Source organism: Acidisoma sibiricum (assembly GCF_057837225.1).
In genome coordinates this window covers 500,599-512,475 of sequence record NZ_JBYQFD010000002.1, presented here as the reverse complement: position 1 = coordinate 512,475, position 11,877 = coordinate 500,599, and the positions used below count along the sequence as shown (strand labels likewise).

Here is an 11,877-nt window from a genome sequence, read left to right as displayed (position 1 = left end):
GGACCAGGTGTTGACCTTGCCACCGCATGCGCCGAACAATAGTCCCTCAGTTAGGCCATAGGTGCGCCACCGTGTCCAACACGCAAGATCGGCCGGAGGCGATATCGTCACGGGATGCCATCAGCGCCTATTACACCAGTCCTGCCCGCCAATCCGGCCTGGTACGTGCCTTCTTCAATCGCACAGCCCGTCATTATGACCTCATCAATCTTATCTTCTCGCTCGGCTCCGGCGCCTGGTACCGGCGCAGCTGCCTGCGCAAGGCCGGGATTGCACCGGGTATGACGGTGGTCGATGTCGCCGTCGGCACCGGCCTGCTGGCGCGGGAGGCCAAACGGCTGATGCGGGGGCGTGGCACGCTGATCGGGATCGACCTCAGCGAATCGATGCTGGCGGTAGCCCGGAAGACCCTTGGCATTCCCCTCGTGCAGGGCACTGCTGAAGCGCTGCCCCTGGCCGGCGGGTCGGCGGATGTCCTCACCATGGGGTATGCGCTGCGCCATGTCGCGAGCCTCGACGAGACCTTGGCTGAAGCGTGGCGCGTGCTGCGTCCCGGCGGGCGGCTCGTTCTGCTGGAAATCAGCCCGCCGACCAACCGGGTGGGGAAATTCCTCACCGGTCTGTTCGTCGGCGGCATTCTGCCGGTCGTGTCTCTCGTGCTCGCGCGGGACCGGCAGGCTCATCGCTTGATGTCCTATCATTGGCAGACGATCGCCGCTTACGCGCCCGTCGAGGCCGTCCTGCATATGATGCAGCAATGCGGCTTCGTACAGGAACGCTGCGCCAGCGAGCTTGACCTCTTCCGTTTCTTCTCCGCGCGAAAGCCCCTCTGATATCATGCATGGCGTCGCTACTCCGCTTGTTACCTCCGCCGGGCGCACCGAACTGCTGCTTGTCTCCGTCCTTCTCCAGCTGATCGTAATGATCGGCGCAGCCAGGGTGATGAATATCGTCTTCCAGCGCCTCGGCCAGCCGGGCGTCGTGGGCGAGATCGTCGCTGGTTTGCTGCTCGGCCCATCGCTGCTCGGCCATTTCTGTCCTGGTCTGACAGCCCAGCTCTTCGGCGCAAAACCATCGGCGGCGATCGTCATCCTATCGCAGATCGGTCTTATCCTGCTGATGTTTCAGATCGGCATGGGTTTTGAGTTCGGGCGGTTGCGCCGTGGGCGGGCGGGGAGAGCCGTGCTGGCCGTCGCGACCGTCTCCATCGCCGTGCCCTTGGCCTCCGGGATCGCGCTCGGCTACGCCTCACACGCCCTGTTCGCGGCCAGCATCCCCACGCCGGTCTATGCGCTCTTCTGCGGGGTCGCCATGGCGATTACCGCGGTGCCCATCCTCGGCCGCATCCTTGTGGCCTATGGGTTGGCGCAAAACGAGATGGGGGTCATTGCGATCTCCGCCGCCGCCCTCAACGACATCATTGGCTGGGTTCTGCTCGGGGTTGTCTCCGCTCTCGCGACGGCCAGCTTCGTGCCGATGGACTTCGCCTGGCAGCTGGCGGGCATTGCGATCTTCGTCCTCGTCTGCTTCTTCATTCTGCGACCGGCAGCGGGGACATTGCTACGGGCCATGCCATTGCGAAACGGCGACATTCCCCCGACGCTGATGACCATCACCCTGGTCTGCGTCTTCGCTCTCGGCATCTGCACCTTCCAGCTTGGCATTTTCGGTATTTTCGGCGGTTTTGTGGCTGGGCTGCTGGTGCATCACGATCAGGCCTTCGCAACCGCCTGGCGGCGTCAGGTGGGCGGCTTTGTGATGATCTTCTTTCTGCCGATCTTCTTCACCTTCACCGGCCTGCATACCAACGTCCTGGGCTTGACCGGCGTGACCGACTGGATCTGGACGCTGATCTTCGTGCTGGTCTCGATCGCAAGCAAAATCCTGCCGGTGATGGCAGCGACAATCGCCTGCCGCTATACGGCCTGGGAAGGTTTGCTCACCGGTGTGCTGATGAACACGCGCGCCCTGATGGAGTTGGTCGTGCTCACGATCGGCCTGGAAACGGGCTTTCTGCCGCAGAAGGTTTTTACCATGCTGGTGATCATGGCTGTATTGACAACGGTCATGACCGGACCGCTTCTGACGTTCACGATGGCACGGATCGGCCTGCCGGTCTCGAAGCGATTTGAGGCCTAGCGATTATGCGCCGGAGCGCGCTGCAGGGGCCACGGCACAGCGAACGGCCTCGATCTCGAGGAGCAGATCTTTCCGGCAGATGTCGGCGGCCAAATGCAAATACCGGGTTCCAGCTGGCAGGGAGTCCGCCAGTGCCGTCTCCAGCTTTACCGCGTGGGCGCTGTCACGGAGATAGGTCTTGATTGCCCAACGGCCGTCGCTGACACATCCTGCCTCCGTCAGCCGGATCATCAGATCGAGATTCGTGAGCGTCTCCCGCATCTGGGCATCGAAATCGGTGGCATGGCGTGTCTCGTGCCCGACGATGCTGGCGGTGCCGGAGATGAACAGGGTCTCGCCCTCATGCCGGCTGGCGCGGGAGAAGCGCGGACTCGCCGGGCCGTAGCGCTCTGGATAGGCATAGGCGCTGATCTGGCGGGGGTTTTCGACAGGTTCGGCCGGTCTGCGTGCGGCGAGCACATAGATCACGCTGCGGGAGCCCGTGCAGCCGATGCCCGTCGCGACCGGCGGACGATCCTGCTGCAGGAGCGCCGCGAAGGCACGCTGCCGGCCGATGTTGAAACGCCAGTAACGCTCCATGCCGTCCTGATGATCTGTAATATTGCTGATGTAGTTCCAGAAGCGGATAGGCTGGAATCCCTGCGCCTGCTGCAGAAACAGGAAGAGGTCCCGATACGCCTGCTCGACATTCTCATCCAGGCTCTGTCCGCTATCGTCCTCGATCTCGATCGCCGCGAAGGCATACTGGCCACTGACAGTACCAACGGCATTGCCAATGCAAAGCGGCTCAGCCGGACCCTCGACATGCCAGAGTTCAAAGATAGGCTTACCGGCTGCCGGTTCGAGTGCGACATGGATCATGCGCGGGGAGGGCGCGACATGCGGACCGCCATATCCGACCAGGCCAAGCTGCCCGCGACCGCCGAGCACGGCGCCGGCCGTTCGCAGGTCATGGACATAGTCGACCTTTAGCCCGGGCAGCCCATGGGCAAAAGAGTTCATTCCCGCGCCATCCAGCCCCAACATCGCTACCCGCCTATTGGCTGAAACTCTGGCCTATCTTGTTCACCGTCGTCGAAATGGCATCGCCCGTGGCATTGGCCCCATCACTGAAGCCCTTGCCGACATCGTTGAAACCGCTGCCGAGGTGGCTCTGGCCGAATTGGTTGCCTGCGGAGTTGAAATCTCCCTGCGCATGAGCGCCATTGCGATTGCACGCGGCGAGCGCCAACGGCAGCGCCAGCAGAATCAAACAGGGACGTTTCATGTCTTGTGCTCCATTATCCTTCCATTTGTCCTTACACGGTCTGATGTCAATATTCTGCCCCCATGCGTGAACCAATCTGCCACCCTGTCTGCCATACCGGATAGCAGATCGATAGCGGCAGGCCAGCTAGGCGTTGCCGCACTATGTCCTTAGGTCTCGTCTTCGGCGTGATCGCAGACGACGTCCATCGTTCTGGCGAGCTGCGGCAGAACCGGATCGGCGCAGATGCGTTGCTGGATCTTCAAGTGACCCGCCTGTCCCGGAGTCTGCGCCATCGCCGGACGAGAAGATGAATGGTCAAGACAGTAACCCATAGGATGAAAGCAATCTCTGCAATCGGAAAAGTAAATATGATCATCCAGAGGCCCATCCTCATTGTGTAAAGCGTCGCCCCATAGTCATGGCCATGAATGATGCAGCTGTGGGAACCGGCTTCGTTCAGCGTGCACCCGGCGCTGGTGGCTATGACGCTTCCGAGGAGGCTGGACGCGAAGGGCGCGAACGCGAATAGCATGATCAGCACAAGCGTTATGATATAGCATCTCTTCACTCGGCTTGTTCCTGCGGGCCGCGATCGGGTTGGGCTTGGCGCTATCACTTGGCGGATACCGGTTGAGGAAACTGCTTATCCGTCAGGCAAGTCTTCAACCAGGACGGATCATCGTCTCCGCACGTATCATCATTGCAAGTTGCAACGAGCCGCGGCTTCCCCTGGATGACGCCGGCCACCCTCCTGGAGGCGTATGTTCGGTACGTGGCCCAATCCAGCGTCTGGCTGCAGATGCGACCGTTGTTCTGAAAATAGTGGCTGGCAAAGCATTCGCAATCACGGCTGCTGCCGGAAGCGTCGCTGCGGAAAAACGCGCAGGAGGTGTCAAAGCCGGCCAAGGGACCCCCTGTGAAATGCGTGGCGAACCGCCGCTGCTGCAAAGCCGTCTCGATGAGAGTGGGTTGTCTTGGAGACTCTTTCGACATCTGCGCCAAAACACTCGTCCGGGATTCGATCGCGTCCAATATAAGGCGGCGCTGCGCGGACTTGGAGAGACTTTCGCCGGTTTGGCTATCAGCGGCTTTGTCCACGCCGCCAAATGCCTTGTCCCGCGCAGCAACCCATCGTTTTTGGCTGGAGACGAGCATGGCATGGATCTCCGGGTCGGGTGCAACTCTCAGGATCGCGATATAGGCCCGGTTCATGGCCGCATCAGCGCGTAGGAGTGCCTGACTGGCACAGATCATGTGTTCGATCGGGCTGGAGGCGCGAGCGCAGTTGATCGCCTGGGCCGCGGATGGCAGCGTCGCGACGGCGATCCCAGCGACCGCGGGGACAAGGAGTCTGATGGCGTAATCCTCTTGGATAGTGACCCGACACATTGACCCCATTCCGGCGCGAAAGTGCCCTGCATCGGGGGACACACTTGCCGTATTCCTCCCGTATTATGGAGCCGTCCGTCATTTCAATTTCGCGCAAGCGCCCAGCCCCGGGTTTCCCGGCGGCCACGGGGTGCAAGGCGCCCGGTAAGGTCATGGCTCCAAGCGGGCAGCGGACGTGCGCTCGCTGTCAGCCGCCGCACCGGGCTGTGGCACTTGCCCCGGTGCAGTGGCAATAATCGCCGGCCTGACGCCGCTTCTGCATCTTAAGTATTTAACATAATCTTACTTCTGCGATGTCGACATGCTAGCGGGGTGGATTCTATCTCGAAGCGCGACAAACGTGGTTTCTGAAGCACTTAGCATTGAGGAGCTGGATCTTCCGTGGGAGCACGCTACGACCACCTCACCCTTGATGAGCGCCGTTTGATCTACCAGCTGCGGGAAGCTCGGCTCGGTGTTCCTCGGATCGCGGAACGTTTGGGTCGCCATCGTTCAACGATCTACCGGGAATTGCGGCGCAACTGGCATCGCGATGCCGAAATTAAAGAAATGAACGGCTATTATCCAACAGTGGCGCACGGTGCTGCCGCCAGGCGGCGGTATGCTTGGGCAAGCTCCAGCAGAACAGCACCTTGGCGACGCTCGTGGTCGAGAGACTGAGCCTGGCTTGGTCGCCAGAGCAAATTGCGGGTCGTCTGCGGTTGGATGAACCTCACGGTACGACGATCTGCCACGAGACGATCTATCGCTTTGTCTATGGCCCACAGGGGCGTGCCGATGAGCTGTATCGCCTCCTGCCCTCAAGGCGCCGCTGTCGTCGGACACGTTGTACCAGGAAGCCAAAGACCTGTCTATTCCAGAAGAAAATACGATCCGGCGACGGCCTGAAAGCATCGCGCCCGTCCCCCAACTATCTCGAAGTATTTCTGATAGATTCGCCTGAGTTATCGAATGTCATCGGATCAAAGGCCACTCCCTTCAGTGTTCATCGGAGCCGGGCATCAGCCTTACAATCATGCGGCTCAACAGGTCAGCACGGCGGTTCTGGATTTCCGCATCATTCTTGCGACTGACGGCAATCCGGACGACACGGCCGCCGAGGTTACGGAACGGCTCGGGCGGCAGCGCGGAACGCCGTGAGAGGCCGACGAGTCCGCTTTTGCTCCAGCGGTCCTTCCGCTCCAGAACAAGACTGGCCAGGATGCGGCCACCGACAGGTGTCTGCGCAATGCCAGTGCCGTTAAAGCCGATCCCAAACAGGATATTCGAATTTTTCCTGAGATGGCCAAATACCGGCACGTGCTCCGGCACACAGTCGATTGGGCCTGCCCAATCATAGGCTGCACGAATCCCACGCAGTGCCGGATAGACGCGATGAAGCTCGCGCAGATTGTGCCAACCATGTTCAGGACTACGATTGAAATCGGCCCCGCAATGTCCGCTATAGGCAAGCTTGCCGCCGCCCCGCCCAAAAATCACCCGGCCCGTTTCGGTACGCTGGTAGTAGAGCACGTTCTTCTGGGCATCGCAGATCGATGCCCCACCCCGCCAGCCGATCTGGTCCAACAGCTCAGGTATAGGATCCGTCGCGATGACCTGGCTTTCGACAACGAACATCTGCCGCCGCAATTCTGGTATGGCGGAGGCCCAGGCATTGGCAGCGATCACAACCTTCTGGGCGCATACCGCCCCGCGCTCCGTATGCACTTGGCAAGGCGAACCAGGCGTGATGCGCAATACCGGACTTTGCTCATGCACCAAGGCTCCACGCGCCAGCGCCAGACCTCGCAAGCCAATCGCAAGCTTCGCGGGATGCACGGTCCCCGCTTCTGCCTCCATGATGCCTTTATAAGATGCAGAAGAGCCGGTGCGCGCAAGAATGGCCGCTGCCGACAAAGGCTCAAACCGCGTCCGGCCAGCAGCCGCGGTCATGGCGGCCGCCCGGTCCCACGCACCTTCCTGGGCCATGGAACTGGCGGTCCAAAGCCAGCCGCCGAGCCGAAGATCCATATCGATGATACCGTCCCGCTGCATTCCGCGCAGTTCCGAGATTACATCGACCGTATCCTGGCAAAGCTCGGCCGCCTCCACGTCTCCCACCACACGAGCGAGCGCATCAATCTCGGCGAACCATGAATGCACCTGGCCGCCATTGCGCCCAGAAGCGCCGCTGCCACAAAAATCCGCTTCCAGAATGACGACCCGCATGGAGGGTTCGGCCTCCAGCAGGCGGATCGCAGTCCACAATCCTGTATAGCCGCCGCCGATGATCACGACATCGGCCTGGACCTCGCCCCTAAGCGGTTCGGTGACCGGGCCTGCCGCGATATCCTGCAGCCAGAAGGACCGATCCGCGGGCGCCGCGACCACAGGTTGCCGCAAACGGATGTCCTGCATTGCCATTTTCCTGAACGAAGGTTGGCGCTACTGCGACGGCTATTTGCCGATACCCTCAGCGAGGCCGCGGATGAAGTAGCGTTGGGTAGCAAAAAATACGATCACGATCGGTAGGGCAGAGATTGTCATGGCTGCGAAGACTTCCGAGTAATTGGACCCCGTTCTGGCCATGAGAAGGGCGAGACCGACAGGCAAAGTCGTGGTCTGCGATCCGCTCGTGAAAACCATGGCAAAGATATATTCGTTCCAGGCGAAGAGCACGTGCAGAATGATGCAGGAGATAATGATCGGCCGACACATGGGCAAAAGAACAAGCCAGAAGCGCTGCCGTTCGCTTGCTCCATCAATCGTCGCGGCTTCATCAAGCTCGACCGGAAGATCGATCATATAGGCACGAATCAGGAATGTCGTGAACGGAATACGAAAGGCCGTATAAAGCACGATCAACGCCCAGTCGGAATTGTAGAGCCCCAGTTCCTGAAACATCTGGACAAGGGGGATCAGTGCAACGGTCGGGCTGAGCATCAGCCCACCCAAGACAATGCCGAGAACCAGCGGCTGCCCGGGCAGCCGGATGCGCGTGAGGCCAAAAGCGGTCCAGGCACTGACCAGCACCGTGCAAATCCCTGAGGTAACGGTGACAAGAAAACTTGTCACGACGTAGCTCTGCACACCGTGGTTCCAGGCATTGACATAGTTGCGCCAAGACAGATGCGTGGGCAGCGAGAAAGGCGAGCCAAAGATCTGAGCATTGGTCTTGAACCCACTCAAGGCCATCCACAGCAGCGGATAGGCGACGACGATACCGAGGCAAATCAGAAATGAAAGTAGCAGTACGCGGCCAATAATGCCGGCGATCGTCATGCCGCGCACTGCCTGACCCGCGGCTGATATGGCTACCACCGCACCCTCCCCCGCTTCGTGTACCAGAGATGCACGAGGCCGGTCAGCATGGTCACGATGAAGATGACTGACGCGATCGCGGCACCATAGCCGAAGTCATTCTGAGTGAAGCCTTGGGTATAGAGCCAGGTACCAAGCACCTGGCTCGCATTATTGGGCCCGCCTCCGGTCATCACCAGGACCTCATTGAAAACCTGGAAGGCGCCGGTAATTGTAACCAGGATCATGAGACCGGTCATTTCCCGGGTGAGAGGCAGTGTTATGCTGAAAAGCCGTCGCATGGGTCCGATACCATCGACCGTCGCCGCATCGAAGATCTCGCGAGGGATCTTCTGGATGGCGATCGCAAATAGAAGCGTCGAATAACCAAAGCCCTGCCATTGGCTCATTGCGATGATGGCGTAAATAGCCGTCTGTTCGCTACCCAGCCAAGGCTGCACGAGGGCGTGCAGGCCCAGGCTGCCGAGCACTGCGTCAAGAATACCAATCTGCGGCTGGTAGATGAAGTAAAAAAGAAGACCGGTAACGGTGAGAGAAATCGCTGACGGCACGAAGTAAAGCGCGCGCCAGAACCGCTGCCAAAACGCACTGCGAAGATTCTCTATTATCCCTGCCAACACAAAGGCGCCGAATACCTGAAATATAACAGAAATGACCGCGTAGGCGCAATTATTCCAAAGTGCGGACCAGACGATGGGATCGTGGATCAGACGCGCATAATTGCCGAGCCCCACGTATTCGACGTCGCCTGAGAATATGTCGCTATGCGTAGTGCTGACGATGAAGTTATCGACGATCGGGTAATAGACGAACCACACCAGCATGATGACGGCGACTGAAACCCAACGAAAGGAAAGGCCGCGGCCCAGCCTCTGTGCCAGGCGCTTCCTCATCGTCGGGGTGGCAGATCTAGGCGCGGCGCCGACCGGGCGCGGCATAGCCAGCTCCGAAGCCCCTATCCTCAATACTGGGCATCCGCTTTTGCCGCCGCGGCGACGCCTTTCATGACCTGCTCGGGCGTTTCGGAACCGCCGGCAAGCGCTTGCATGCCGTCAAGCCAGGCAGCTGCCACGCGTGGCGTATTGGCGGTATCGAGCCAGGGCATGAGGAAGGGCGTTGCATTCAGGTCTGCCATCCCGGCGATGACAGCCGGACTTGAGTTTTGCGTCGTCACCGCACCGATGACGGCGCTTGGCTGGCCATAGGGCGGCGCGGACAGAACTTCCGCGTTTTTCATTGACGTGATAAATTTCAGGAAGTCGAGTGCGAGGCCGAGATGCTTCGACCGTGTATTGACCATATAGCCCTCCGGTGCGCCTTCGATCGCTTTGACATTGCCTTGGGCATCGGCCGCGGGGGGCAGAACAAAAAAGCCAAAGTCAGCCTTTTTGAGGGGGGTCTGGTCATTCGCGCTACCGTCGAACTCAAGAATCTCCTGGTAGTACATGGCAGACTGGGTATTGCTGAAGGCCTGAATGGCCGTCTCGTAGGACACGCCATTCATCTCTCCGCCGGTCGTACAGCGGGTCTCCAGCGCCTTAAACTGTCTCAGCGCCTGCACATAGCCGGGATCGGTAAAGCTGGCTGCTTTCGGATCGAAATCGCGCTCAAGTGTCGTCTGCCGCACGTCATAGGCCAGAAGCTGGCCGATATAATGCAGCGCCGGCCAGGCCTCCTTATTCCCGATTGAGATCGGCGTCTGACCTGACTTGCGAATAGTGTCGCAGGCGGCGAGCAGATCATCAAAGGTCTTGGGGACGGCAATGCCCAACTTGCTGAATATTTGCTTGTTGTAGCCCATAAACTTGGCGTCGAGGTAGAGCGGCATGCCGTAGTTTTTGCCATGCCATACGAATGCCTGGATGGCTGCCGGGGTAAAGATCTTTCCCCAGGCAGTGTCAGAACCGATGACTTGGGAAAGATCGACCGCGCGGTTACCGCGGACAAAGTTGCCACCCCAGGCGCCTGTCCAGGAAAAGTAAATGTCAGGAAGGGAGTTGGAAGCGACCAGGGTCTTGGTCTTGTCCTTGACGCTGTCGTCGGTCTGCTGATCCAGCACGACATGCACCCCCGGATGCAGCGTCTCATAGGCCTTGGCTACATTCACGAAATAGGGCGAAAGCTGCTGTTGGCCGAACTTTGTCAAAAGACTGAGGGTGCCGCTATACACTACCTTTTCATCAGGTTGTGCCACAACGGGCTTATGGTTTGCGGCAGAGGCCTGCACCGCCGTAACAGCAGACCCAGACACCGCCATACCCATGAGAATAGCAAGCCGAACAATCCGCTTCATAACCATCCTCCACACGTCTCGGTTACAGGCTTAGGTGTGGATGGCCTTTCATCAACCGATGGGCCTCTACCACCTTCAACGATATCAGCACTCAGAAACAATCATCTTTGCGCTCAAATAGACACTCGTCGGTCGGCAATGGGCTTGGAGCTAAGCGAAGGCGGCCCATTGCCTTTGTTAGTCTTCTTGACGCGCAGTTGGGGAAACCAAAATGATGCGCCGCAGGACATCTGAGATCGTTCTCACACACAATCCTTAGCACGAAATTTTGTCACGGCAATTGCTTTCTCGACCTCGTCGCAAAAAAAGCTTCTGAACTAAGCTATTTACCGAACATGCCGCACAAAAACAGGCTTTTGCATAAAATACTGGCAGAGCTGGCTGCCTGTCAGCTGGTTAGCTGACGCACCGACCCGCGCTGCAGAAGCTTGGTCGGAAAGCGAACGGACCGGGGCTTCAGGTCACGCCGTTCAAGCCGCTCGAGCAACAGCTGTGCGGCAAGGCGACCGATTTCAGCGGTCGGCTGTGCAACGACCGTAATCGGCGGCTCCGTGAAAGTGGCAAGATCGAAATCGTCGAATCCAATGAGAGACACATCCTGGGGAATGGCCAGTCCGAGGGAGCGCAGACCGAGCATGGCCCCTTGCGTCATGATGCTGTCGACCGTCAGGAGCGCCGTCGGCCGAATAGAACGGCGAAACAGCCGCATCGTTGCCTCGATCGCATCCTGAACAGTGGAGCGGGCCGTCACAACAAGACCGCGCTCGGAAGAAATACCTTGAGCGGACAGCGCTTTACGATACCCAGACAGGCGTTCTTCGGTGGTAAATATTGGGGTCTTGTCGCCGAGGAAGGCGATACGGCGGTGACCCATATCGACCAAATGCTGCACCGCGTCCCAAGCGCCGGCTTCGTTATCCACAGTGACACTGTCGCAAGCGACATTGCGCACCAAACGGTCGATCAGGACAATCGACATGCCGTCGCGCACGAGGTCGGCAATATGACGGGTATCCTTCGTCGAAGCCGGGGCAAGGATAAGTCCCTGGGGGTTCAAGGCCAGCAGACCCGCCAGGACTTTGCGCTCTTGGCTGGAACTCTCTTCGCTGCTGGCAATCAGCACGTTGTAGTTGCGGCGCCTGAGGGCCACGTCGATATCATGCGCGATACGGGCAAAAAATGGGTTCTGAATGTCGCCGGGAATGAAGCCGATAATTGGCAGCTGTCCGCTGCGGAGAGCCTGCGCCACGCGATTGGCCCGATACCCAAGCCGCTCAGCGACTGTGCGGACACGGGCCTTGGTCTCTGCCCCAACATAGCCGTAACCGTTCAAAGCCCGCGCGGCGGTTGCGCGCGACACCCGTGCCTCGGCGGCGACCGCCTCCAAAGTCGCGTCAGCCTTATCCACCACGCGCTCACCTCGCACCAACCTGATTATGCCTGAACATCGCCCTGTTTCGACGCATTGTCACCTGGCACGCGCCGCCCATGACTAGTCGTGGCCCGC

The 11,877-nt window shown here is 59.5% G+C and carries 11 protein-coding genes; 3 read left to right on the top strand and 8 right to left on the bottom strand.

All coding sequences use genetic code 11. The annotated features are described in order from the left end of the window. Positions 1–71: 71 nt before the first annotated feature. Complete coding sequence (locus AC3G7M_RS20730; RefSeq protein ID WP_489216559.1) at positions 72–833, top strand: class I SAM-dependent methyltransferase; 762 nt, start codon at positions 72–74, stop codon at positions 831–833. A gap of 4 nt (positions 834–837) precedes the next feature. After that, positions 838–2,139 carry a cation:proton antiporter gene (locus tag AC3G7M_RS20725; protein WP_489216557.1) on the top strand — a complete coding sequence of 434 codons (1,302 nt, stop codon included), beginning with the start codon at positions 838–840 and terminating at the stop codon, positions 2,137–2,139. A gap of 3 nt (positions 2,140–2,142) precedes the next feature. Here the strand turns inward: AC3G7M_RS20725 and AC3G7M_RS20720 are convergent, their stop codons facing one another. The 3 genes from AC3G7M_RS20720 to AC3G7M_RS20710 all read right to left on the bottom strand — a co-directional run bounded on the left by AC3G7M_RS20720 (position 2,143) and on the right by AC3G7M_RS20710 (position 4,777). Beyond that, positions 2,143–3,141: a chorismate transformation FkbO/Hyg5 family protein gene (locus tag AC3G7M_RS20720; protein ID WP_489216555.1), complete on the bottom strand. Its 999-nt coding sequence runs from the start codon at positions 3,139–3,141 to the stop codon at positions 2,143–2,145. Between the two features lie 34 nt (positions 3,142–3,175). Continuing rightward, the gene (locus tag AC3G7M_RS20715; RefSeq protein WP_489216553.1) at positions 3,176–3,406 is read right to left on the bottom strand and encodes a hypothetical protein; all 231 of its coding nucleotides are present in this window, start codon (positions 3,404–3,406) and stop codon (positions 3,176–3,178) included. Positions 3,407–4,000: 594 nt separating this feature from the next. After that, positions 4,001–4,777 (bottom strand): lysozyme inhibitor LprI family protein, encoded by a 777-nt coding sequence (locus AC3G7M_RS20710; protein WP_489217140.1) that lies wholly within the window; start codon positions 4,775–4,777, stop codon positions 4,001–4,003. A 381-nt stretch (positions 4,778–5,158) separates the two neighbouring features. On the opposite strand from AC3G7M_RS20710, the gene AC3G7M_RS20705 reads away from it, so the two are divergent. Beyond that, entirely contained in the window at positions 5,159–5,437 is a 279-nt protein-coding gene (locus AC3G7M_RS20705; protein ID WP_489216552.1) for a helix-turn-helix domain-containing protein, read from the top strand. Positions 5,438–5,755: 318 nt separating this feature from the next. Here the strand turns inward: AC3G7M_RS20705 and AC3G7M_RS20700 are convergent, their stop codons facing one another. The 5 genes from AC3G7M_RS20700 to AC3G7M_RS20680 form a co-directional block, all read right to left on the bottom strand. Continuing rightward, complete coding sequence (locus AC3G7M_RS20700; RefSeq protein ID WP_489216550.1) at positions 5,756–7,174, bottom strand: NAD(P)/FAD-dependent oxidoreductase; 1,419 nt, start codon at positions 7,172–7,174, stop codon at positions 5,756–5,758. Positions 7,175–7,213: 39 nt separating this feature from the next. Then, positions 7,214–8,038 (bottom strand): carbohydrate ABC transporter permease, encoded by an 825-nt coding sequence (locus AC3G7M_RS20695; RefSeq protein WP_489216547.1) that lies wholly within the window; start codon positions 8,036–8,038, stop codon positions 7,214–7,216. A 32-nt stretch (positions 8,039–8,070) separates the two neighbouring features. Further along, positions 8,071–9,015, bottom strand: coding sequence for a carbohydrate ABC transporter permease (locus tag AC3G7M_RS20690; RefSeq protein WP_489216545.1), 945 nt, complete (start codon positions 9,013–9,015; stop codon positions 8,071–8,073). A gap of 23 nt (positions 9,016–9,038) precedes the next feature. After that, complete coding sequence (locus AC3G7M_RS20685) at positions 9,039–10,370, bottom strand: ABC transporter substrate-binding protein (protein ID WP_489216544.1); 1,332 nt, start codon at positions 10,368–10,370, stop codon at positions 9,039–9,041. Positions 10,371–10,758: 388 nt separating this feature from the next. Then, complete coding sequence (locus AC3G7M_RS20680) at positions 10,759–11,757, bottom strand: LacI family DNA-binding transcriptional regulator (RefSeq protein WP_489216542.1); 999 nt, start codon at positions 11,755–11,757, stop codon at positions 10,759–10,761. Positions 11,758–11,877: the final 120 nt, after the last annotated feature.

What these genes read in the sequence shown, in the direction of transcription:
- AC3G7M_RS20725 (WP_489216557.1), top strand. Translation starts at nt 838, where the DNA reads ATGCATGGCGTCGCTACTCCGCTTGTTACCTCCGCCGGGCGCACCGAA.
- AC3G7M_RS20720 (WP_489216555.1), bottom strand. Translation starts at nt 3,141, where the DNA reads ATGAACTCTTTTGCCCATGGGCTGCCCGGGCTAAAGGTCGACTATGTC.
- AC3G7M_RS20715 (WP_489216553.1), bottom strand. Translation starts at nt 3,406, where the DNA reads ATGAAACGTCCCTGTTTGATTCTGCTGGCGCTGCCGTTGGCGCTCGCC.
- AC3G7M_RS20710 (WP_489217140.1), bottom strand. Translation starts at nt 4,777, where the DNA reads ATGTGTCGGGTCACTATCCAAGAGGATTACGCCATCAGACTCCTTGTC.
- AC3G7M_RS20700 (WP_489216550.1), bottom strand. Translation starts at nt 7,174, where the DNA reads ATGCAGGACATCCGTTTGCGGCAACCTGTGGTCGCGGCGCCCGCGGAT.
- AC3G7M_RS20695 (WP_489216547.1), bottom strand. Translation starts at nt 8,038, where the DNA reads ATGACGATCGCCGGCATTATTGGCCGCGTACTGCTACTTTCATTTCTG.
- AC3G7M_RS20690 (WP_489216545.1), bottom strand. Translation starts at nt 9,015, where the DNA reads ATGCCGCGCCCGGTCGGCGCCGCGCCTAGATCTGCCACCCCGACGATG.
- AC3G7M_RS20685 (WP_489216544.1), bottom strand. Translation starts at nt 10,370, where the DNA reads ATGAAGCGGATTGTTCGGCTTGCTATTCTCATGGGTATGGCGGTGTCT.